Genomic DNA, 21,030 nt, shown 5'->3' with positions numbered 1-21,030 from the left:
CCCCGCAGAGTTACTTAGCCAGCCTGTCCAACAGTTTCTGGTGAATGCCGCCAAAGCCGCCGTTGCTCATTACCAGAATGTAGTCGCCCGGCTGCGCGGTTTTCGCAATCATCTCTACCAGCGTATCCACATCTGCGCTCCAGTGTGCTGGCTGCACGCAGGCTTCCGCAACTTCCGCTACCTGCCAGGGAATATGGTGCGGCTGTAGCAAAAAGACTTCGTCCGCTCTTCCCAGCGCCGGGGCCAGATCGTCCTTGCTCACGCCCATTTTCATGGTGTTGGAACGCGGCTCCAGTACCGCCAGGATACGCGCTCTGCCCCCCACTTTGCTGCGCAGCGCCGTCATGGTTGCCAGAATAGCGGTAGGATGATGGGCGAAATCGTCGTAAACCTTGATGCCGTTGGCCTCGCCACGCAGTTCCAGACGACGACGCGCGTTAATAAAGTCATCCAGCGCTCGTCCTGCATCTTCTGGCCTGACGCCAACATGGCGCGCGGCGGCGATAGCCATCATGCCGTTATGCATGTTGTGTTCGCCCACCAGCGACCAGTTCACTTCCGCTACGCGCTCGCCGTCCAGCCAGACTTCCCAGTGCGATGCGTCCGGCGTGAGCTTTTTCGCCTGCCAGCGTCCGGCTTCCCCGGTACTTTCCTGCTCGCTCCAGCAGCCCATCGCGATAACCTGTTTCAGATTGCTGTCATGTTCCGGCAGGATAATGCGGCCCTGGCCCGGTACGATACGTACCAGATGGTGGAACTGACGCTGAATGGCGCGCAGATCGTCAAAAATATCCGCGTGATCGAATTCCAGGTTATTGAGGATCAGCGTACGCGGGCAGTAGTGCACAAATTTGGAACGTTTATCGAAGAAGGCGCAGTCATATTCGTCCGCTTCAATTACGAAGAATGGGCTTTTTCCTAAAGTTGCCGATACGTCGAAGTTCCCCGGCACGCCGCCGATAACAAAGCCCGGTTCCAGCCCGCAGGCCTGCAGGATCCATGCTGTCATGCCTGCCGTCGTGGTTTTTCCGTGCGTTCCGGCAACCGCAATTACCCAGCGGTCACGCAGCACAAAATCGTGCAGCCACTGCGGCCCGGAAAGGTAAGGAATATTACGTTCCAGCACCGCTTCGACACAGGCGTTACCGCGGGTCATCGCGTTGCCGATAATCACTAAATCGGGCGCCGGATCGAGCTGGGATGCATCGTATCCCTGAATTAAATCAATACCTTGCTTTTCTAAAAGCGTGCTCATCGGCGGATAAACGTTGGCATCAGAACCGGTCACTTCATGGCCCAGCGATCGGGCCAGCATTGCCAGACCGCCCATGAAAGTGCCGCAGATACCGAGGATGTGAATACGCATAAAAGGTCCGTTTACTGAAAGGGTCGGTGCACAGTGTAGCGTCCTCATCGTGCGGAAGAAACGGAATTTGCCCTATGTTCTTTACCCCTCATTCAGCTAAACTGCCTCGACATACGTTGGCAGTTTGTTTCACAGGCTGCTGTTCAACCGCAGATTCAGGGATTGTGTTATGAAAACGTTAGGCGAATTTATCGTCGAGAAGCAACACGACTTTCCTCACGCCACAGGTGAGCTGACGGCGCTGATTTCAGCTATCAAGCTGGGCGCAAAAATCATTCACCGCGACATTAACAAAGCGGGCCTGGTCGATATTCTGGGCGCCAGCGGCGTAGAAAACGTTCAGGGCGAACAGCAGATGAAACTCGATCTGTTTGCCAACGAGAAACTGAAGGCCGCACTGAAGGCGCGCGGCATCGTTGCCGGTATCGCCTCTGAAGAAGAAGACGAAATCGTCATTTTCGAAGGCGTGGAAAACGGCAAGTACGTGGTGCTGATGGATCCGCTGGACGGCTCTTCAAACATTGACGTAAACGTTTCCGTAGGCACCATCTTCTCTATCTACCGTCGCATCACGCCGCCGGGCACGCGCGTAACGGAAGAAGATTTCCTGCAGCCGGGCAGCCAGCAGGTCGCTGCGGGCTACGTGGTTTACGGCTCTTCCACCATGCTGGTTTACACTACCGGCTGTGGCGTCCACGCCTTTACCTACGATCCTTCGCTGGGCGTGTTCTGCCTCAGCGCAGAAAAAATGGCGTTCCCGGAAAAGGGTTATACCTATTCCATTAACGAAGGAAACTACATCCGTTTCCCTCAGGGCGTGAAGAAGTACCTGAAATTCTGCCAGGAAGAAGACAAGCTTACCCGTCGTCCTTATACCTCGCGCTATATCGGCTCTCTGGTGGCGGATTTCCATCGCAACCTGTTGAAGGGCGGTATCTATCTCTACCCAAGCACCGCCAGCCATCCACAAGGCAAGCTGCGCCTGCTGTATGAGTGCAACCCGATGGCGTTCCTGGCCGAGCAGGCCGGCGGTAAAGCCAGCGACGGTAAAAACCGTATTCTGGACCTGGTGCCGGAAACGCTGCACCAGCGCTCGCCGTTCTTTGTCGGCAACACCGATATGGTCGACGACACCGAACGTTTCCTGCGCGAATACCCGGACGCTTAAGACAAAATTTCGGTTAAGGGCGATCTCAGCATCGCCCTTTTTTATGGCTTAAAACCCGCTTTTTCTACCGGGTTTTATCGCCATAAGCAGCGCATACGCACGCCATACTGGAGCATTCCGAAAGCCCAAAAAGGGGGAATACTTTTATATCCAGTTGGCTATAATGAGCGTCACTTGATTTAAGACGATTAAAGGAATTCACCATGAGTTTAAACCAGGTTCCAGCGGGTAAAGATCTGCCAGAAGATATCTACGTTGTGATCGAAATTCCGGCCAATGCCGATCCGATCAAATATGAAGTAGATAAAGACTCCGGCACGCTGTTTGTAGACCGTTTCATGTCTACCGCCATGTTTTACCCGTGCAACTACGGCTACATCAACCACACCCTGTCTCTGGATGGAGATCCGGTAGACGTGCTGGTGCCGACGCCATACCCACTGCAGCCGGGTTCGGTTATTCGCTGCCGTCCGGTTGGCGTGCTGAAAATGACCGATGAGTCTGGTGAAGATGCCAAGCTGGTGGCGGTTCCGCACACCAAGCTGACTAAAGAGTACGATCACATTAAAGATGTGAACGACCTGCCAGAACTGCTGCGCGCGCAGATCACCCACTTCTTCGAGCAGTATAAAGCGCTGGAAAAAGGCAAATGGGTTAAAGTGGAAGGCTGGGACAACGCTGAAGCGGCGAAAGCTGAAATCGTTGCCTCTTTCGAACGCGCTAAGAAGTAAGCTTCCGCGCTTTCGGACAGATAAAAAAACACCGCTCGATGAGCGGTGTTTTTATTTATGACTATCTGGAAAAAAAGCATTGTCCATAAGCTGTTCCCAGCTCCACGGCAGCTTCTGTGGAAAATCGCTGGCTTCTGCCCCCGTTTCCCTTGCGGCAGAAAGTAGCGCATCCCCCCAAACATCCGCCGTCAAATCTGCTAATTCACTTTTCAGACTGGGATTGCGCGCCAGCCGACGGACTATTTTTCTGCGCTGTTCCGCGATTGCCAGCTGCCAGCTGCGTCCCCGATAAGCAGGCTGATATTGCCATTTCAGCAGATGCATAAATAACACCTCAAGGCGCGATTCCAGTTCGCGGCGTTCACTGTTGCCCATGCTTCTGATTTCCTCAAGCAGGTTCCTTGTGTCCAGCTGATCCAGGTTACCCGTTTGCAGTAACCCCGCCTGTTCCAGCGTCCAGCCATAAAAATCACTTTCATATTGAGAAGCCATGGTTTTCTCTGCTAAAGAATCAATATTGATGACAAGAAGTCTGTCAGAGTTTGAAAATGCCGTCAAAATAACGCTTCATTTTTGCGCAGCACGCCGCAGCGGACAGATAAAAAAACACCGCTCAGTGAGCGGTGTTTTTATTTATGGGTTAAGCCGGATCCTGGTCGTCCCGCCGTAGCCAGTCTCCGCTGGTTATACGTTGCTTTCCTTTTACCGAACGTTGATAAACGTAGAGCCAGGCGCTGCCGTAAGGCGTTGGCATCAGCTCACGTTTATACTCGCCGCCTTTGGTTCTGAGCGCATCAAGCTCGCCCAGCGTAGAGGCGTCCACCCGGTAAACTTCACAGTAAACCTGGCCGCTACCCGCAATGACGCCGGGATAGAGGCCCAGATTGTATAGCTCATAGCCGTCGATTTGGTGATCGCCCAGCCACTGCCCGTTGGTCATCCAGTGACTGTTGCCTTGCTTTCGTCTCAGGCTGCCGTAGACAATTATTCGCATTGCTAGAACTCAAACTGATAAAGCACATCGAGGGCCTGGTCAACACCAGACACCGCTTCCAAATAGAGTTTGGGCATCAGGCGATAACGTAGAGTTAACGTCGCCAGTGAATCAAATATGCCGACACCGTATTTTACCTGTAGACCCGGCAGCACGTAGCCGCTGACCTGAACCTGCTGGCTGTCGCCAACGCCTGCCGTATCCAGCGCGAGATTACTTACGCCGAAAGTCTCCCCGATTTTACCCACAACCTGCCCACTTTGTGCAAGCCCTAATCCCACAAGTGCCGAGGTTAATGCGCTACTGTCGCTGCCGGTGGCATCTAAACCCTGCCCGCGCAGCAGATAAGAGAGCGCTTCCTGCTGCGACATGGCCGGATCGGAGAAGACCTCTGCCTTAGGCTCATCCGCCAGACCGGTCACGCGCACACCAACAGTGACGTCATCTTCCGTCGCTTCCGGATTACGGATCGCCTCGATATTAAGATAAGGCTGGTCCGCCGGGCCGGAGAACTGCAGCTCGCCTTTGCGCACAATCAGGTCCTGACCATAGGCGTGGAAGCGGCCTGAAGGGATATTGATCTGTCCATTCAGTCCCAGCCCGCGCTTATCCTGCGCCAGCTTAAGATCGCCATTCAGTTTGGCTTTCAGACCAAAGGCGCTGAGCCGTACGTCGTCGCCAACGTGGATCACCAGATTACTGTTAATTGGGATCGACGTGCTTTTCGGCGCAATCGGCTTCAGGTTTTCATCCAGCATGACTTCGTCAGAAGAGACGCCCACCGCGCTTTCCGGAACTTCCTGCACGATAACGCGCGCCCATGGAATATCAACGCGACCATTGAGGTTAAACGCCTCCGGCGTGGCCTCGAACTCCAGATCTGGCGAAACATCCATACGCACCATCGGCGGTACGGTGACGCGGATCTTGCTACCCTTCGCGGCGATACGCGCTCGCCAGGCGTTCAGCTGCGCCCAGTCGGCGTTGCCGTTTAGCGCCAGCTGCCCGTGAGAAGTCTGAATCAGCCCTTCCAGCGTAGAACTCATGCCGTTAAAGACCATATTGACGTTCGCGCCCGTCAGGTCAACCGGCATAAAGCTGCCGTTAATATCGACGTTTCTCAGGCCGAGCTGGCCGAAAATCTGCGGTTTTTGCAGGCTACCGCCCAGGCGTAGCGCGCTGTTTAACATGCCAGCGGCCTTTTCACCCTTCATCAGCGCCGGATTGATCAGCGCCAGATCGATATTTTTGATATTAACGTTGCCGGAAAGACCGCGTTTAACCTGCGGATCGGTAATCTGCACGTTGCCATCCAGCTGGCCGTTTTTCGCAATGCGGATTAACCAGTCGAGCTGCGCGCGGCCGTTACGCAGCGCGGCATTCAGGTTTAGCGTGTCGAAAGCTATCGGCAGCGTATTGCCATCGACATTCTGCGCCACCTTCACGCCGTTGCCTTTCAGCGAGACGCGACCCTGCGGTAAGCCGCCATCCGCCGTCCAGCTGACATCGGCATCGCCGCTGAATACGCCACTGAGCTGCGTATCATCGCCCAGGAAAGGTTTAATCATCGCCAGATCGAAACGGTTCAGCGTGACCTTCGCATGGCCAGCCGGGCCAGCTTCGATAGTTTGCGGTACGCACAGCTCGGCATTGGGGTTTTGCCAACAGTGTGGCCCCACTGAAACCGTCTGGCTGCTGTTAAGGTAGTCGAGCGCGATAGCGCGCGTTAAGCGCCATTCTCCTACCGGCGTGTCAAAGTGCGTGTTATTGAGCGTGCCGCGCCAGCGCTGCTGGCTACGATCGAAGCTGCCGTTCAGCTGTAGCTGACCGGAAACCGGTTTGCCGTTAACCGTCAGCTTCAGCTGATGCGCTTTTTCATCACCGCTGGCGTCCAGATCCAGACGGTTAATTGTCAGTGCATCCTGCTTCACGCCATCAACACGTAGCGACACCTTACCCTGAACCTGTTCGGCTGATTTGACGTCGCCCTGCAACGCCACGCGAGCGATACTCATCGCCTGCCAGCGCAGACCAGTCGCGGTTAAGTCGGCCAGCAGCTGAGGCGCTTTCAAATCTCCACGCGCTTTAACTGTGCCTTTGGCTACGCCGCCGAGGCCCGGCAGCGCGTTATCCAGATGCTGCGCATCGATATTGGCATCCAGCGCCAGCTTGTCGCCCAGCGAGCCTTTCAGGTCAATATTATTACGGCCCAGTACCAGCCTGATGCCGGGAATATCCCACTGGTTATAGCTATTGCCGTAAAGCGAGCCGTCGGCGCTGACCGCATTCTGTTTTACGTTGCCGCGCAGCTTCAGCTCCGGCACGCGCATTTGCCAGCTACCGCCATACAGGCTGCCGCGCGTGGTGATTTTACCGTCCAGCTTCGCTGGCCAGTCCGGATATTGCCGCGCGGTATTGATGCCGGTGAGCTGAAGCTCGCTGCGCCAGCTGATTGCTTTGCTCCAGTCCACCAGCGCGGTGAGCTCGGTGGTGCCTTCCAGCGCCGCCAGCCGTAGCTTATCCAGCGAGAACTGCTCCACGTTGCCTTTGCCGTCCAGCGTCAGCGTGGCTGGCGGAATCGACTGGCCGCGCAGCGCGGTTTTCAGCGACATCACATAGTCCGTCGCCTTGCCTTTAAAGCTGAAGTTCAGATTATCCGCCTGATACTGCGTTTCGCCGCTTAGCGGCCAGCGCAGCTGCGAGCTTTGCAGCGTCATTGCCAGAGGCAGGCCAGCTTCCGCCAGCTTTGTGTGGGCATCAAGCTGCATGCGTACCGGACCGGAAAGATTCAGCGCCAGATCCAGCTGCTCACGCAGGCCGCCGCCGACGGTCATTTTGATCTTTTCGCCCTTCAGCGGATCGATATTCAGCGAGCTGGTGAGGTTAAAATTAACCGGCCAGTTATCGGCGAGCTGCGCCTGCCCGCTGGCATTGAGCTGTCCCTGTGGCGAATCCACATCCAGCGTCTCAAGATGCAGCAGCCGCGCCTGAGTTTGCGCTTTAACCAGCAGCCGCGTGATGGCGATATCGGTATCGCCAGTAATGCGCAGCTGTTCGCCAAGGATCTGCTGGATATTCACATCCAGCGGCATTTTAAAGTCGGGCAGAGCCGGTAACAGCGGTTTAGCAAACATCGCTTTCAGCGTTTCGCCCAGCGGCGGCTCCTGCGTTTTTGGCTGCTGCACCTTTGGCTGGACGATTTGTTCATCAGCGACTTTAGCCGCCTTCGGTAGCGCAATCAGCAATCCCTGAATGTGGGTCGGCGTTAAGGTTAACGCACGCTGCTGCCAGCCCAGACCAGAAGTGAAATCCGCCAGCGAGATCGCTGTGTCATCTACTTTGACCGTAACGTTATGCAGCGTCAGATGACGCAAACTAATGGGATAAGGCGTGCTGAGATCGCCAGAAGAAGCATCGTCTTCTTTGGTATCCGGTGCCGCGGGCGCCATCTTTTTACTGTCCACCACCACGCTAACGTCCCGCAGTGCCAGATCGTTAACGCAGAAGGCGCTGTGCTTCAGGCAGCCCAGATTGAGCGCCAGATGAAATTCACCGGCGTTGACCGTCACGCCCGGCATCTCATACTGCACGCCCGTCAGCCGCAGATCTCGCCAGCCGCCGTTGACCTGTTTGATAGCCAGCCCCGGCACCCAGCGCGTCGCGCCTTTCAGTACCAGATGCAGGCCGGTCGTCGTACCAATTAAAAATGCCACGCTGCCGAGCAGCACGGCCAGGAAAATCAGGATGCCAATAAGGACCTTTTTCCAGAGCTTCATAGTTCAGGCCCCAAACCGATATAGAACTGTAGATTTCGATTTTCGCTATCGCCAATGGGCCGGGCGATATCCAGCTTGATCGGCCCAACCGGCGACTGCCAGCGCACGCCAAAACCCGCACCGGTTTTAAAATTGCTTTGGGCGATGTCGTTGACCGCTTCCCCGGAATCGATAAAGACCGCGCCCCACCATTTGCCGGTGACGTTGTACTGGTATTCCACCGAGCCCGTAGCCAGTTTAGAAGCACCGGTCAGCTTGCCATCGTCATCGCGCGGCGAAATGCCTTTATATTTGTAGCCGCGAATGCTGCGATCGCCCCCCGCGAAGAAGCGTAAATCAGGCGGCACGCGGTCGAAATCGCTGGTTTCTATCCAGCCAAGGTTGCCGCGAAAAACAAAGCGATGCTTGTCCGCCAGCGTGCGTATCCAGACGTTCTGCGCCTGGACAACAGCAAAGTCGATGTCCGAGCCCCAGGTGGTATCGGAAACGTCCAGCGAGTAGCGCTGAGAATCGCCCCATGTCGGCATCAGGCCGCCGCGCGAACGCGTACGATTGACGCTGACGCCGGGGTAAATCAGCATGGTGGTATTGGTCACGTTGCCCTGGGTAAAGTGATCCAGGCTCCAGTGCAGGTTAACGGCGCGCTGCCAGCCCGTAGACGATTCCCAGTAGCGCGAGGCGGCCAGCGTAGTCGAATCAGATTTGGTATCGTTCAGATCCGTTCTCTTCAGGCCGCCCTGCAGCAGGTAATACTGCTCTACCGGATTTTTTAGTAGCGGAATTTTATAGCTGAAATCAAGCTGCTGCTCCGGCGCGGAAATATTCGCGCTGGTAGTAAAGCTATGGCCGTAAGAGTTAACCCACGGCCTTTTCCAGGTGGCTTTGACTCTTGGCCCGACGTCTGTGGAATAACCCACACCGGTTTCAATGGTGTTTTCAGTGCGCGGACTGACTACGCCGTGCAGCGGTAAAATTTTGTCTTTACGGCCCTTATCAAACTGCGGAGCAACGACTACGGAGTTAAACCAGCCGGTAGCGGAAAGGCGACGGTTCAGCTCGGCCAGATCGCGCGAGTTGTAGTAATCACCTTTTTTAAACGGCACCAGGTTTTGCAGATACTCTTCGCGGATTTGCGATCCTTCAAAGCTTACATCGCCAAAGCGATAGCGCTGGCCGCTGTCATAATCGATGTCCCAAAAGGCTTGGTGCCGCGCGACGGAGACGCCCAGCTGGCTTTTGCGGTAGTCGCCGTCGAAGTAGCCTTTACGCAACGCCAGGTTGCCTAACGAGCTTTTAAAGCTGTCATAGTCGCTGTGGTTAAGCACGCCGCCAATTTTGCCTTTCCCTTTGCTGAGCAACTGCTGGTAATCTTCGTCAGTGCGGGCTTCGCCACGAATAATGACCGTTTCGCCCGCGAGCTTGACCGGCTGGCCCGGCGTGACTTTAGTCAGCAGGACCGGACGTTTTCCGCCCGCAGGCGGCGGCTGCAGCTCAAACTCAATCTCCGGCTCGTAGTAGCCCAGCGCCTTGAGTCCCTCTTTTATCGCTTCGCTTACGCGCGCGCGAAAGCGGCCATCGGCAGAGATCTCCTCGCTGGAGATAGTCGACAGCCTGGCACGCACGTTTTTTTGTAATTCCCCGGATAAGCCAGTGACCTGCAAGCGCACCGTAGCCGCCTGAGCGACGGGTGCGGCAGCGATCAGACATAACATGCAATAGACATGAATTCGTGGCACGCTAACTCCTGATTTTGTTGCCAGCCCAGATTCCAGATGGGCACAACCGCTAAATAAAGGGTGAAATGGCCCGCTTAAGCATGGCAATATTTTGCGGGCTCAGAGGCTCTTTTTCTTCGAAAAGCCAAATTTTGCGTTATTGTGTGCAAAGAATCGCCAGGTTACAACCGGGGATCGTGAAGGAATGGCCTGTCGCGAGCGGGATTGGCCGTATACTCGGATAAATCTTACCCCCCTTAACCTGCGGTACCTCTTACAGCGCCGCAATTGTAAGCAATCCTCACCACGGTTATAATCCACTGCGAAGGCCGCGCTGCGGCCCGATAACGTAATTCTGCCCTTCCAGTGGTGCAGACATTTTTGGCACGGATAGCGTTATTCAATAGTACAGGATGTGCGCTACGCGCTGCCCAGGCCAAAAATGACAGGTATTCAACTCAAGGCCTGCTTCAGCGCCTTTTTAGCAAAAGCGACTGACCCGGCCACTTAACGGATGTTCTATGTTAGACAGCTTGCTTGTCATCTTAATGCTGATTGCGATCAGCTCGTTTTTTTCTCTTTCAGAAATCTCTCTGGCGGCTTCACGCAAAATTAAACTCAAGCTGCTGGCGGACGACGGCAATATCAACGCCCAACGGGTATTGAAGATGCAGGAAACGCCCGGCATGTTTTTTACCGTGGTGCAGATTGGCCTTAACGCCGTGGCTATCCTTGGCGGTATTGTGGGCGACTCTGCCTTTTCACCGGTTTTCCGTACGCTTTTCGATCGCGTTGCCAGCCCGGAGCTGGCAGAACAGCTCAGCTTTATCGCTTCCTTTACGCTGGTAACCAGCCTGTTTATCCTTTTCGCCGACCTTTTTCCCAAGCGGCTGGGGATGATTGCGCCGGAAGTTATTGCGCTAAAAATTATTAATCCAATGCGGCTGTGCCTGTTTATCTTTCGCCCGCTGGTCTGGTTCTTTAACGGTGGCGCCAATATCATTTTCCGCCTGTTTAAAATTCCGCTGGTGCGCAAAGACGATATTACCTCCGATGACATTTATGCAGTCGTAGAAGCGGGCGCGCTGGCTGGCGTACTGCGCAAGCAGGAACATGAGCTGATCGAAAACGTGTTTGAGCTGGAATCGCGCACCGTGCCCTCCTCCATGACCTCGCGTGAAAACGTGGTGTGGTTTAACCTGCACGAAGAAGAAGCCAGCCTGAAGGAAAAAATCGCTAACCATCCTCATTCCAAGTTTCTGGTCTGTAATGATGATATCGATCACATTGTCGGCTACGTGGATTCCAAAGAGCTGCTGCTGCGCGTGCTGGGCAACCAAAGTATGGCGCTCAACAGCGGCGTGCAGATCCGTTCAGCGCTTATCGTGCCGGATACGCTGACGCTTTCGGAAGCGCTGGAAAGCTTTAAAACCGCCGGGGAAGACTTTGCGGTGATCATGAACGAATATGCGCTGGTAGTAGGGATTATCACGCTGAACGACGTGATGACCACGCTGATGGGCGATCTGGTCGGTCAGGGCATGGAAGAGCAGATTGTCGCGCGCGACGAAAACTCCTGGCTGGTCGAAGGCGGTACGCCAATTGATGACGTGATGCGCGTGCTGGATATTGATGAATTCCCGCAGTCCGGCAACTACGAAACCATCGGCGGCTTTATGATGTATATGCTGAGAAAAATCCCTAAGCGCACCGACTTCGTGAAGTTTCACGGCTACAAGTTTGAGGTGGTGGATATCGACAGCTACCGTATCGATCAGCTACTGGTGACGCGAATTGATGAGGCCCGCACCAGCGCGACGGCGGTGCTGAGCAAAATAGTCGAAGAATAAAAACAGAAAAGGCGCGAATATCGCGCCTTCTTCTTATGCCTTCCAGCCTTGCGGCTGTCTCACTGGCGTTAGTTGAACTCGGTCTGCAGCCGCAGAACCTGACGGTTCACTTCTGACATCACGCTGTAGTGCTGCTTATCTTTAATGCGTGGGATCAGGATTTTGCCCTTATCAAATTCAAATGCGCCTACGTCTTTAATATAAATTCTGCCTCGAAACAGGGTTTTGACGTATTTAGCTACCTGCAGCGGATTATATCGCTGGAAAATCTTCATGTTACTACTCCTGAAAGATAATACGTGCTGTGTCGTGTCCAGGCTCGGTACGAATCTTTGCAGCACAAAGTGGGTACACTATAGACCAGGTTTCACTTCCAATATTCCGAAAGCTGACTTTTTTTACTGTTTTTACACATCATGACAGTAGGCTCTGTCAGCTTGTGGCGTTGAGGCAGTATAAACCTTCAAGCATGTCGGAATTGTGCGTTGTGTTGCAAAGATGTTGTATCCCGGCGACAGACGCATCATCCACGTTTATTATTGCAGGAACATGACTACTCATTCCGGCATTAAAATTATGTTTGTTCGTCTTCTGCTAACGCTGTTTATCCTCTTCCCGCTGCTCGCCAGCGCCCATAATCTGGTTACCGGACAGCGCGTGCCGCCCGTAGGTATAGCCGACAGGGGCGAACTGCGCTATCAGCAGGATGAATTTAGTTACCAGAACTGGAACAGCGCGGCGCTGCCCGGGAAGGTCAGGATTGTTCAACACATCGCTGGCCGCGCCTCGGCTAAAGAAAAGAACGCGGCGCTGATCGAGGCGATTACCGCCGCCCACTTTCCTCGCGACCGTTATCAAACCACCACGCTGATTAATACCGATGATGCGATTCCCGGCACCAGCATGTTTGTACGCAACAGTATCCGTACCGGCAAAAAACAGTATCCGTGGTCGCAATTTATTATCGACAGCAACGGCATCGCTAAAAAAGCGTGGCAGTTAGAGGATGAAGGGTCGGCTATTATCGTGCTGGATAAAACGGGGCGAGTGCGTTTTGTCAAAGATGGGGCGCTGACGCAGCAGGAAATACCGCAGGTTATTGAGCTGGTACGTACGCTGCTGCGTTAGTTTTTTGCCGTGGAGGCAAACTCGCCTCCACTAAAAGCGGCTAGAAGATCGACACGCGAAAGCCAGGATTCAGAAAAGCTTCGCGCGGGGCATAGTCGAGCGTTTTACCCTGCCAGTCGTGTACGTGTGCGCCAGCCGCAATCGCCACCGCATGGCCTGCGCCAGTATCCCAGATGTTAGTTGGCCCAAAACGCGGATAGAGCTGCGCTTTGCCTTCGGCCACCAGGCAAAACTTCAGCGAAGAGCCAATAGCAATGGTCTGGTGCTCGCCCAGCTGGTTCAGATAGTCTTCCAGCTCGGTATCGCTGTGAGAACGGCTTACTACGACCAGCGGCGGACGAGCTTCGCGCACGTGGATCTGATTTTTCACCCCGCCCTCTTCTTTCCACGCCTTACCTTCAGCGGCAGAGTACATCACGTCCATCACCGGCGCATAAACCACGCCCAGCACCGGCTTGCCGTTTTCAATGAGCGCGATGTTAACGGTAAACTCACCGTTACGCTTGATGAACTCTTTGGTGCCGTCCAGCGGATCAACCAGCCAGTAGCGCTGCCAGTGCTGGCGAATTTCCCAGCCTGGCGGATCCTCTTCCGACAGAACCGGAATGTCCGGCGTCAGTTCACCAAGCCCCTGCAGAATAATTTTGTGTGCGGCAATATCCGCAGCGGTTACCGGAGAGTCATCCGATTTCTTTTCGATGTCCAGCGGCGTCTGGCTATTGTAGATCTGCATAATAGCGGCACCCGCATCGCGTGCCAGCTGACATATAGGGTTTAACATTTTTCACCTCTTTATTAGCGTTGGCCGTCGGCGGTCGATCGCTGCACGTCTTTACGCCAGTACTCAGTATGATCTTAGCCTGGTGCCGCAGGCTGACCTAACCGCAATCCGTCAGGGCTTAATTATCAATAGCATAATTTATTTTATGCCGCAGGAGCTGCTGTTTTTCCACTAAATCTGGCCGCTCGTCGTCCTGAAGGCTTCGCCATCAGCGGCATATCGTCACTATAAGAGAAAAATATTTGTCGCTGGTCACATATCTGTGAGACAGAAGGTATTAGTTTTATGAAACTTTGCGACGTTATGGACTGAATACACCCAATCAAGGAGAAGAGATGAGCAAACACATTGTGACGCTGGGCGCTCTGCTGGTAAGCAGCGTTCTGCATGCCGCCACGCTGGATTTCCGTCTGTTGGAAACGACCGATCTACACAGCAATATGATGGACTATGACTATTACAAAGACAGCGCCACCGAAAAATTTGGCCTGGTGCGCACGGCGACGCTGATTAAAGCGGCTCGCGGTGAGGTGGCCAACAGCGTGCTGGTTGATAATGGCGACATCATTCAGGGCAGCCCGCTTGGCGATTACGCCGCCGCTAAAGGATTGCAGCAGGGTGAGGTTCATCCGGTTTACAAGGCGATGAATACGCTGGATTACACCGTGGGTAACCTGGGCAACCACGAATTCAACTACGGCCTGGACTATCTGCATAAAGCCATTAGCGGCGCCAGGTTTCCCTATATCAACGCGAATATCATTGATACCCATACGGGAAAACCGATGTTTACACCTTTCCTGATAAAGGCCGTGGAAGTAACCGACCGGGAAGGAAAAACGCACCAGCTCAAGGTTGGCTATATCGGTTTTGTGCCACCGCAGATCCTGACGTGGGATAAAAAAAATCTTAGCGGCAAGGTTACCGTGGAAGATATTACCGAAACCGCACGCAAATGGGTGCCGGAAATGCGTAAACAGGGTGCCGATCTGATTGTGGCCATCCCGCATTCTGGCCTTTCCAGCGAACCCTGGCACGCCATGGCGGAAAACTCCGTTTACTACCTGAGCCAGGTGGCGGGGATAGACGCTATCCTGTTTGGTCACGCTCACGCAGTTTTCCCAGGCAAGGATTTTGCCGCCATCAAAGGCGCTGATATTGCCAAAGGAACGCTGAACGGCATTCCTGCGGTGATGCCGGGTATGTGGGGCGACCATCTTGGCGTAGTCGATCTGGTGTTAAATAATGATTCAGGGCGCTGGCAGGTTGTCGACGCCACGGCGCAGGCGCGTCCGATTTACGATACGGCCGCCAAAAAATCACTGGCGGCCGAAGACAGCGCGATACTGAAGGTCATGGAGCCGGACCACAAAGCCACGCGCGATTTTGTCAGTAAACCCATCGGCAAATCGGCTGACGTGATGTACAGCTATTTATCACTGGTTCAGGACGACCCGACGGTGCAGATAGTCAATAACGCCCAGCGGGATTACGTGGAGCGCTTTATTCAGGGCGATCCGGATCTGGCGCGGCTGCCCGTGCTGTCCGCTGCCGCGCCTTTTAAAGCGGGCGGCCGTAAGAACGATCCTGCCAGCTATGTGGAAGTTGAAAAAGGCCAGCTGACGTTCCGTAACGCAGCGGATCTCTACCTTTATCCTAATACGCTGGTGGCCATGAAGGTTAGCGGTAAAGAAGTTAAAGAGTGGCTGGAGTGCTCGGCCGGGCAGTACAACCAGATAGATCCGGCCAGCGCTAAGCCGCAGTCGCTGATTAACTGGGATTTCCGCACTTATAATTTTGACGTGATTGATGGCGTTAACTATCAGATTGACGTTACACAGCCTGCGCGCTACGACGCTGAATGCCAGCTGATTAACGCCAACGCTTCGCGTATCCGCGATCTGACGTGGCAAGCAAAGCCGATTGCTGAAGACGCTGTTTTTCTGGTAGCAACCAATAACTATCGGGCCTACAGCGGTAAATTCGCCGGGACGGGAGAAAAGCATGTGGCTTTTGCTGCCCCGGATGAAAACCGCGCTATTGTCGCCGCCTATATCGAATCCCAAACGAAAAAGTTTGGCGAAGTTAATCCGCAGGCTGATAAAAACTGGCGGCTGGCAAAAATTCACGGCCAGACTCCTCTGGATATCAGGTTTGAAACGTCGCCTTCGGAAAAAGCAGAAAACTTTATAAAAGAACGAGCGGATTATCCGCTGAAAAAAACCGGAAGTGACGATATTGGTTTCGCTATTTACCAGATTAACCTGCATCAATAAGCAGTAAAAAAAGCCAGCATTTAACATGCTGGCTTACCTACATAGTTTAAAGGCGCTGGAATATAGTTCTCATACGGCACAAGCCGCATTGCTATCTTTGTTTATATCGTTTAAAGCGCCTGATAAGCTTATTTTTACGTTTTATCTGCATTGTTCAATAAAGAAGCCATGCAAAACGTCAGCTTAAATATTTTTACTGTGATTTATAAATTAGAGCTTAGTGTCAGAGCTGGAAAAAAACGAGGTAATCGCGCCAACCATATCAGAAACACTGGTATGGAGATTGTCCATCGCATCGCTGAAGTTCAACTCAAAAAATTGCCCGATACCTTTGCCCATTTGCGCAGAGATGCTGGCAAAAGTCGTTGTTTTACCGAATAAAGCTGCGGCTGAATCAACAACATTACCAATGGCATTGCCAATGCCAGCGGACATATCGGCAATAATACCTGCACCTGAAACGGCTTCTACTTCTGAGGTTTTTAATTCACGCATGATAAACTCCTTGTAATTGATAAAAGATCTAATTAAACGCTATATCATTCATAGGATTTAATTGACTTATATAACTCTTCATTAGTCCATAAAGAGCGTGACTTAAGCCACGGAAGGGAGGTTAGGGCATATTTTAAAATAAGTCAACCATGAAAATTAAACAGGTGAATTAATTACAGAAAGGAATGAATATAAATTTCTCGCTTTAAAGATAATTATTAAATTAATCTATTTTGATATTTCTATTTAAGTACGGCCATTATAAATAGCGGTGACAACACAGTGTTAGTGCGTTGCCACTACTTTTAACCAATCAATTGAGATTAGTTAACCCTATAATACAAAATTATAAAATTTCTAACAGCTCTACTTCAAATACCAGCGTGCTGAATGGCGGAATAGAAGCGCCCGCACCGCGCTCGCCGTAGGCCAGGTTTTGTGGGATCACCAGCTGCCATTTGGAGCCTACCGGCATCAGCGTCAGCGCTTCAATCCAGCCAGGGATCACGCCGCTTACCGGGAATTCTGCCGGTTCGCCGCGCGCAACGGAGCTGTCGAAAACGCTGCCGTCAATCAGTTTGCCAGTATAGTGAACGCGTACGCGGTCCTGACGAGACGGGATAGCGCCATCGCCCTGCTTGATAACGCTGAACTGCAGGCCAGATTCGGTGCTGTTCACGCCTTCGCGCTGGCCGTTCTCTTCCAGAAATTTCTGGCCTTCCGCAGCCATCGCCTGCTGACGCTCGCGACGAACGCCGTCAGCACGCTCATGCACTTCACGCAGCGCGCGGTGTACCACGTCTACAGGCACGGCCGGGGAATTCCCTTCCAGCGCATCACGCAGGCCCGCCAGCAATGCTTCTGGCTGCAAACCTTGCAGACCAGACTCCAGCAGCTGCTGGCCAACCTGTAAACCGATACCGTAACTTGCTTGCGCTTCTACGCTGTCTAAAGAAGGGGTAGTCATGGATTTTCCTTTACGAGTAATAAAACTGAGGACGAAGCATAACAGCGCAGGCTACGAGGGTAAAACACCATCTTCTTCAGGTGACATTTCGGCGTGAAAAGGAAACAATATCGCTGTTCCATTAATGGCATACAGGCCGGACGGAACGCGCGCTATCAGCTATATTTCAGTAGAGGTCAACATGGGCCATATTGCCCGCAGACGAAGGAAACGCCGGCCGCTTTCGGCTTTTTTTAAGCGGTATTTTTCATTCGCGCGAGGATCGCGCAAGGAGGACGATGCCATGTCCAAATCCAAAGCGACTTCACCATCGCGCTGGCACCAGCTCTGGCAGCTGGCTGACTCAGCACGCTGGATGGATCCGCTACCGCCCTTCCATCGTCGTGGCATTATCATTGCCGGGGCGCTGGTTTTACTGGCCTTTCTCTGGCCGTCGCCTTCACCACAGCAGTCGCCGCAGCCGGCCAACGTGGAGCGAACGACGACGGATGTGCCGCTGCAGGCCGAACTTGAGCCTGCCAACAAGGCAGCGCCGGTAAAAGGAGATTCGCAGGGCGCGTGGCTTAACTACCAGATTGCAGCCGGGCAAACGCTGGCGCAGCTGTTCCGCGACCAAAATCTGCCGGTGAATGATGTGTTCGCGATGGCACGCGTGGAAGGAAACGATAAGCCACTGAGTAACTTACAGGCTGGTCAGGCGGTACGTATCCGCCAGAACTCGCACGGTGTTGTCACCGGTCTGGCCGTTACGACAGAGGGAGGGGAAATTCTGTTTACTCGTCAGCCGGATGGCTCTTTTCTGCGGGTCCAGTAATCTGCAAAAACAAAAACGCCGGCACAGGGCCGGCGTTTTCAGGCAGTCGCGAAGCGATTAAGCTTCAGCTACCACGTTTACAGTTACTTTAGCGAATACTTCGCTGTGAACCTGGAAGTCCACTTCGTGCTCACCGGTGGTGCGCAGAACGCCGTTCGGCAGGCGAACTTCGCTCTTGGCCACTTCAACGCCAGCTGCAGTTACAGCGTCAGCGATGTCGCGAGTACCGATGGAACCGAACAGTTTACCTTCGTCGCCTGCTTTAGACGCGATGGTAACGGTGCCCAGTGCGTTGATTTTCTCAGCGCGAGCGTTAGCAGCGGACAGAACGTCAGCCAGTTTGGCTTCCAGCTCTGCACGACGCGTTTCGAAGAACTCAACGTTTTTCTTGGTAGCAGGAACAGCTTTGCCCTGTGGTACCAGGAAGTTACGAGCGTAGCCCGCTTTAACGTTTACCTGATCGCCCAGGCTGCCCAGGTTTGCTACTTTATCAAGCAGAATAACTTGCATTACCTTATCCTCTTAAAGTCGTTAATTGACAACAGCCGTTACTGATGACGATCGGTATACGGCAGCAGAGACAGGTAACGCGCGCGCTTGATAGCACGAGCCAGCTGACGCTGGTATTTAGCGCGAGTACCAGTGATACGGCTTGGTACAATCTTACCGCTTTCAGTAATGTAGTTTTTCAGCGTTGCGATATCTTTATAATCGATCTCTTGAACGCCTTCCGCGGTGAAACGGCAGAACTTGCGACGACGGAAATAACGTGCCATTTGGCTAGTCTCCAGAATCTATCAATTCAATCTGCTCGGCATGCAGTACCGTTTTGTTCAGTCCATTGCGCCCTTGATGGCTGCTAATGAAGCCTGAAACGGTAACCGGCGTGCCGACCGTTATACTTTGAGTAATGGCCTGATGGGCTTTGCCGCTGATAATCACCGGCATCCGACACCAGGCCTGCCGGGTAAAACCGGCCTCCACCTGCATCGATCGGTGCTCAAGCACGAACTGGCAGTGTGGAATACCTGAGGGGCTTACCTTACGCATCGGCGTCTTGCACACGGTGCCAGACAGCGTCAGTCGATTAGCCTCCACGGTCAATTACTCTTCAGAATCCCCAGCATCTGCTTCATCAGAGGTTTCGTTAGCAAAATCTTCACGACGCTCACGGCGCTCGTCTTTCGCTTTAACCATCGGAGAAGCTTCAGTTACCGCGTGCTTAACGCGCATAACCATGCTGCGGATAACGGCGTCGTTGAAGCGGAAGTTAGTTTCCAGCTCATCGATCGCTTCCTGCGGTGCTTCAACGTTCAGCAGAACGTAGTGAGCTTTGTGCAGTTTGTTGATCGGATAAGCCAGCTGACGACGGCCCCAGTCTTCCAGGCGGTGGATCGTACCTTCTGCACCAGTGATGGTGGCAGAGTAACGTTCGATCATGCCAGGAACCTGTTCGCTTTGGTCAGGATGAACCATAAAAACGATTTCGTAATGACGCATCGAATTTGCTCCTTACGGATTATTCAGCCTCCTGTCAGGGTCAACCGCGGCCCATGGAAGCAAGGAACGTGTTTGTGTGCGGCTGAAAAATTGACGCGTAATCATACTGACGGCGGGGGGGAAACTCAAGGTAAAGTCGCGCGTGGAGGTAAATTATTTGTCAGCCTGGCTGACCTCAGGCATCGGCAGTGAAAAAAACCCTCACGTTAGTACAACATTTACGCAAACAAGCGTGACGGTAAAAAGCAAGAATTACTAATACACTTTATGCCGAATGGCGCTACAATTGAAAAGTTGTGACAAGACCCTGACGCCCGGCGTCAGATTGATGACCTGATTGTGGAGTTGAACCATGAAAACCATCGCAATCGCTACCTTACTCGGACTCGTACTTTCCACTCCCGCCCTTGCCAGCAACCCTGGCTGCGTGCAGCAGATGAAAAGCCATACCAGCAAAGCGGCGAACAGCTACGTTTATATTAATCGTATCGAATCACCCACCGGCCAGTCGGTTGAGAAGCCTTCTGTAGCCACCACTGCCGCCCAGAGACTGGCGCAGCAGCTGTAAAGCAGATAAACCGTAATCGAAAGACTAGAGATGATGTTGAAAAAACGCCGCGACCGCCTCAAGTGCCGGTGGCGTAATGCGATGCCCGATGCCTTTCTCCGTTAAAAACGTCAGTCTGGCGTCGAGCTTCGCTTCTCTCAGCGCTTTTTCCAGCCGGACACTTTCTGCCGCAGGCACGACCTCGTCCGCTTCGCCATGCCAGACCAATAAAGGCCTGTCGGCCAGCTTTTCCAGCTGCTGACTGACGTCATATTCCGCCAGCGCGGCCATTCTGGCTGCAAACGTTTTTTTCTGTTCGGGCGTGGTAACGACCAGCGGTGGAAAAAGCGTATGGGAAAGCGACATAAAGTAGCCGGACCCCATCAGGCAGGCGACGCTGGCTAAATGCGAATAGCGAGCCATTGCGCCCAGCGCCGTCATGCCGCCCATCGACGCGCCCGCCACGGCAAGACGGCCGGATGCCACTAAATTCTGCTGGCGCAGCGCGGCCTCCAGCAGCGGCAATTCATCAATATTGCTTTTCAAAATGTCCCAGAAAGCGCTCAGCCGGGTTTCCGTATCGCCGTTATAACGCGAACCGTGCAGAGCGGCATCGGGTAAAATCACCCGAAAGCCTGCCTGCGCCAGCGCCACGCCAAAATAGCTATAAACCTCTTTTGAGGAGGTAAAGCCGTGATAAAAAAGAATGGTCGGTAAAGGCTCATCCCTTTTTCCGGCTGGCGTCGCGTGCAGGCACTCAATATTGGCAAAAATTTCTGTACTGACTTCAATCATCATTCCTCCTTAAGGCGTTGCGCTACAGGTTATAAAAACAAATAGCCAGCCAATAATGCTGTTATTTGAGTTTATGGCTCATCTCTTTGACCTGCGTGCGGAATTCGTCACTAAATATTTTCTTATG

At 53.4% G+C, this 21,030-nt stretch carries 21 protein-coding genes; 7 read left to right on the top strand and 14 right to left on the bottom strand.

Annotation, left to right across the window (positions count from 1 at the left end):
* Window positions 1-10: 10 nt before the first annotated feature.
* On the bottom strand, window positions 11-1,366 hold the full coding sequence (mpl, locus tag KUE00_RS15755) for a UDP-N-acetylmuramate:L-alanyl-gamma-D-glutamyl-meso-diaminopimelate ligase (RefSeq protein WP_246760843.1): 1,356 nt from the start codon (window positions 1,364-1,366) through the stop codon (window positions 11-13).
* Window positions 1,367-1,535: 169 nt separating this feature from the next.
* Between mpl and fbp the strand changes: the two genes are divergently transcribed.
* The gene (gene fbp / locus KUE00_RS15750; RefSeq protein ID WP_246760842.1) at window positions 1,536-2,534 is read left to right on the top strand and encodes a class 1 fructose-bisphosphatase; all 999 of its coding nucleotides are present in this window, start codon (window positions 1,536-1,538) and stop codon (window positions 2,532-2,534) included.
* Between the two features lie 203 nt (window positions 2,535-2,737).
* Entirely contained in the window at window positions 2,738-3,265 is a 528-nt protein-coding gene (gene ppa, locus KUE00_RS15745; protein WP_147194572.1) for an inorganic diphosphatase, read from the top strand.
* Window positions 3,266-3,316: 51 nt separating this feature from the next.
* Here the strand turns inward: ppa and KUE00_RS15740 are convergent, their stop codons facing one another.
* The 4 genes from KUE00_RS15740 to tamA all read right to left on the bottom strand — a co-directional run bounded on the left by KUE00_RS15740 (window position 3,317) and on the right by tamA (window position 9,771).
* Window positions 3,317-3,757 carry a DUF29 domain-containing protein gene (locus tag KUE00_RS15740; RefSeq protein ID WP_246760841.1) on the bottom strand — a complete coding sequence of 147 codons (441 nt, stop codon included), beginning with the start codon at window positions 3,755-3,757 and terminating at the stop codon, window positions 3,317-3,319.
* A 148-nt stretch (window positions 3,758-3,905) separates the two neighbouring features.
* Entirely contained in the window at window positions 3,906-4,259 is a 354-nt protein-coding gene (locus KUE00_RS15735; protein ID WP_246760840.1) for a gamma-glutamylcyclotransferase family protein, read from the bottom strand.
* 2 nt (window positions 4,260-4,261) lie between these two features.
* Entirely contained in the window at window positions 4,262-8,035 is a 3,774-nt protein-coding gene (tamB, locus tag KUE00_RS15730) for an autotransporter assembly complex protein TamB (protein ID WP_246760839.1), read from the bottom strand.
* Complete coding sequence (tamA, locus tag KUE00_RS15725) at window positions 8,032-9,771, bottom strand: autotransporter assembly complex protein TamA (protein ID WP_414147612.1); 1,740 nt, start codon at window positions 9,769-9,771, stop codon at window positions 8,032-8,034. Before tamA ends, tamB begins: the two co-directional genes overlap by 4 nt.
* 500 nt (window positions 9,772-10,271) lie before the next feature.
* On the opposite strand from tamA, the gene paeA reads away from it, so the two are divergent.
* Complete coding sequence (paeA, locus tag KUE00_RS15720; protein WP_246760838.1) at window positions 10,272-11,600, top strand: polyamine export protein PaeA; 1,329 nt, start codon at window positions 10,272-10,274, stop codon at window positions 11,598-11,600.
* A gap of 68 nt (window positions 11,601-11,668) precedes the next feature.
* Here paeA and KUE00_RS15715 read toward each other — a convergent pair whose 3' ends face one another.
* Window positions 11,669-11,875, bottom strand: a complete 207-nt coding sequence (locus tag KUE00_RS15715; RefSeq protein WP_246760837.1) for a DUF1107 domain-containing protein — start codon at window positions 11,873-11,875, stop codon at window positions 11,669-11,671.
* 301 nt (window positions 11,876-12,176) lie between these two features.
* Here KUE00_RS15715 and KUE00_RS15710 point away from each other — a divergent pair, with 301 nt between their 5' ends.
* Entirely contained in the window at window positions 12,177-12,728 is a 552-nt protein-coding gene (locus KUE00_RS15710; protein WP_246761018.1) for a YtfJ family protein, read from the top strand.
* Between the two features lie 40 nt (window positions 12,729-12,768).
* Here KUE00_RS15710 and cysQ read toward each other — a convergent pair whose 3' ends face one another.
* On the bottom strand, window positions 12,769-13,509 hold the full coding sequence (gene cysQ, locus KUE00_RS15705; RefSeq protein ID WP_246760836.1) for a 3'(2'),5'-bisphosphate nucleotidase CysQ: 741 nt from the start codon (window positions 13,507-13,509) through the stop codon (window positions 12,769-12,771).
* 335 nt (window positions 13,510-13,844) lie between these two features.
* Between cysQ and KUE00_RS15700 the strand changes: the two genes are divergently transcribed.
* A complete protein-coding gene (locus KUE00_RS15700) occupies window positions 13,845-15,785 on the top strand; it encodes a bifunctional 2',3'-cyclic-nucleotide 2'-phosphodiesterase/3'-nucleotidase (protein ID WP_246760835.1) in 1,941 nt (646 codons plus the stop codon).
* Window positions 15,786-15,995: 210 nt separating this feature from the next.
* Here KUE00_RS15700 and KUE00_RS15695 read toward each other — a convergent pair whose 3' ends face one another.
* Window positions 15,996-16,280 (bottom strand): hypothetical protein, encoded by a 285-nt coding sequence (locus KUE00_RS15695; protein ID WP_246760834.1) that lies wholly within the window; start codon window positions 16,278-16,280, stop codon window positions 15,996-15,998.
* A 346-nt stretch (window positions 16,281-16,626) separates the two neighbouring features.
* On the bottom strand, window positions 16,627-17,247 hold the full coding sequence (gene bamJ, locus KUE00_RS15690) for a BamJ family beta-barrel-assembly machinery protein (protein ID WP_246760833.1): 621 nt from the start codon (window positions 17,245-17,247) through the stop codon (window positions 16,627-16,629).
* 283 nt (window positions 17,248-17,530) lie between these two features.
* Between bamJ and KUE00_RS15685 the strand changes: the two genes are divergently transcribed.
* The gene (locus tag KUE00_RS15685) at window positions 17,531-18,061 is read left to right on the top strand and encodes a LysM-like peptidoglycan-binding domain-containing protein (RefSeq protein ID WP_246760832.1); all 531 of its coding nucleotides are present in this window, start codon (window positions 17,531-17,533) and stop codon (window positions 18,059-18,061) included.
* Between the two features lie 57 nt (window positions 18,062-18,118).
* On the opposite strand, the gene rplI is transcribed toward KUE00_RS15685, so the two are convergent.
* The 4 genes from rplI to rpsF are packed head-to-tail and all read right to left on the bottom strand — an operon-like array spanning window position 18,119 to window position 19,561.
* On the bottom strand, window positions 18,119-18,571 hold the full coding sequence (rplI, locus tag KUE00_RS15680) for a 50S ribosomal protein L9 (protein ID WP_246760831.1): 453 nt from the start codon (window positions 18,569-18,571) through the stop codon (window positions 18,119-18,121).
* 38 nt (window positions 18,572-18,609) lie between these two features.
* Window positions 18,610-18,837, bottom strand: coding sequence for a 30S ribosomal protein S18 (rpsR, locus tag KUE00_RS15675; protein WP_000135199.1), 228 nt, complete (start codon window positions 18,835-18,837; stop codon window positions 18,610-18,612).
* A gap of 4 nt (window positions 18,838-18,841) precedes the next feature.
* Window positions 18,842-19,159, bottom strand: a complete 318-nt coding sequence (priB, locus tag KUE00_RS15670; RefSeq protein WP_125290423.1) for a primosomal replication protein N — start codon at window positions 19,157-19,159, stop codon at window positions 18,842-18,844.
* A gap of 6 nt (window positions 19,160-19,165) precedes the next feature.
* Window positions 19,166-19,561 carry a 30S ribosomal protein S6 gene (rpsF, locus tag KUE00_RS15665; protein WP_125290324.1) on the bottom strand — a complete coding sequence of 132 codons (396 nt, stop codon included), beginning with the start codon at window positions 19,559-19,561 and terminating at the stop codon, window positions 19,166-19,168.
* Between the two features lie 352 nt (window positions 19,562-19,913).
* Between rpsF and KUE00_RS15660 the strand changes: the two genes are divergently transcribed.
* On the top strand, window positions 19,914-20,129 hold the full coding sequence (locus KUE00_RS15660) for a hypothetical protein (protein ID WP_246760830.1): 216 nt from the start codon (window positions 19,914-19,916) through the stop codon (window positions 20,127-20,129).
* A gap of 24 nt (window positions 20,130-20,153) precedes the next feature.
* On the opposite strand, the gene yjfP is transcribed toward KUE00_RS15660, so the two are convergent.
* Complete coding sequence (gene yjfP, locus KUE00_RS15655; protein WP_246760829.1) at window positions 20,154-20,903, bottom strand: esterase; 750 nt, start codon at window positions 20,901-20,903, stop codon at window positions 20,154-20,156.
* Window positions 20,904-21,030 lie beyond the last annotated feature (127 nt).

The sequence above is a fragment of the Erwinia phyllosphaerae genome, assembly GCF_019132875.1.
GTDB classification, from domain to species: Bacteria; Pseudomonadota; Gammaproteobacteria; order Enterobacterales; family Enterobacteriaceae; genus Erwinia; species Erwinia phyllosphaerae.
The sequence above is the reverse complement of the archived record's forward strand: the minus strand, read 5'-3'. Positions and strand labels throughout refer to the sequence as shown.

Bases quoted from the DNA above. Each gene is read 5' to 3' on its own strand.
- rpsF (WP_125290324.1), bottom strand. From the start codon at position 19,561: ATGCGTCATTACGAAATCGTTTTTATGGTTCATCCTGACCAAAGCGAA.
- fbp (WP_246760842.1), top strand. From the start codon at position 1,536: ATGAAAACGTTAGGCGAATTTATCGTCGAGAAGCAACACGACTTTCCT.
- cysQ (WP_246760836.1), bottom strand. From the start codon at position 13,509: ATGTTAAACCCTATATGTCAGCTGGCACGCGATGCGGGTGCCGCTATT.
- mpl (WP_246760843.1), bottom strand. From the start codon at position 1,366: ATGCGTATTCACATCCTCGGTATCTGCGGCACTTTCATGGGCGGTCTG.
- rplI (WP_246760831.1), bottom strand. From the start codon at position 18,571: ATGCAAGTTATTCTGCTTGATAAAGTAGCAAACCTGGGCAGCCTGGGC.
- KUE00_RS15700 (WP_246760835.1), top strand. From the start codon at position 13,845: ATGAGCAAACACATTGTGACGCTGGGCGCTCTGCTGGTAAGCAGCGTT.
- tamB (WP_246760839.1), bottom strand. From the start codon at position 8,035: ATGAAGCTCTGGAAAAAGGTCCTTATTGGCATCCTGATTTTCCTGGCC.
- bamJ (WP_246760833.1), bottom strand. From the start codon at position 17,247: ATGACTACCCCTTCTTTAGACAGCGTAGAAGCGCAAGCAAGTTACGGT.
- paeA (WP_246760838.1), top strand. From the start codon at position 10,272: ATGTTAGACAGCTTGCTTGTCATCTTAATGCTGATTGCGATCAGCTCG.
- KUE00_RS15685 (WP_246760832.1), top strand. From the start codon at position 17,531: ATGTCCAAATCCAAAGCGACTTCACCATCGCGCTGGCACCAGCTCTGG.
- KUE00_RS15715 (WP_246760837.1), bottom strand. From the start codon at position 11,875: ATGAAGATTTTCCAGCGATATAATCCGCTGCAGGTAGCTAAATACGTC.
- ppa (WP_147194572.1), top strand. From the start codon at position 2,738: ATGAGTTTAAACCAGGTTCCAGCGGGTAAAGATCTGCCAGAAGATATC.
- rpsR (WP_000135199.1), bottom strand. From the start codon at position 18,837: ATGGCACGTTATTTCCGTCGTCGCAAGTTCTGCCGTTTCACCGCGGAA.
- yjfP (WP_246760829.1), bottom strand. From the start codon at position 20,903: ATGATTGAAGTCAGTACAGAAATTTTTGCCAATATTGAGTGCCTGCAC.
- KUE00_RS15740 (WP_246760841.1), bottom strand. From the start codon at position 3,757: ATGGCTTCTCAATATGAAAGTGATTTTTATGGCTGGACGCTGGAACAG.
- KUE00_RS15710 (WP_246761018.1), top strand. From the start codon at position 12,177: ATGTTTGTTCGTCTTCTGCTAACGCTGTTTATCCTCTTCCCGCTGCTC.
- KUE00_RS15735 (WP_246760840.1), bottom strand. From the start codon at position 4,259: ATGCGAATAATTGTCTACGGCAGCCTGAGACGAAAGCAAGGCAACAGT.
- KUE00_RS15660 (WP_246760830.1), top strand. From the start codon at position 19,914: ATGAAAACCATCGCAATCGCTACCTTACTCGGACTCGTACTTTCCACT.
- KUE00_RS15695 (WP_246760834.1), bottom strand. From the start codon at position 16,280: ATGCGTGAATTAAAAACCTCAGAAGTAGAAGCCGTTTCAGGTGCAGGT.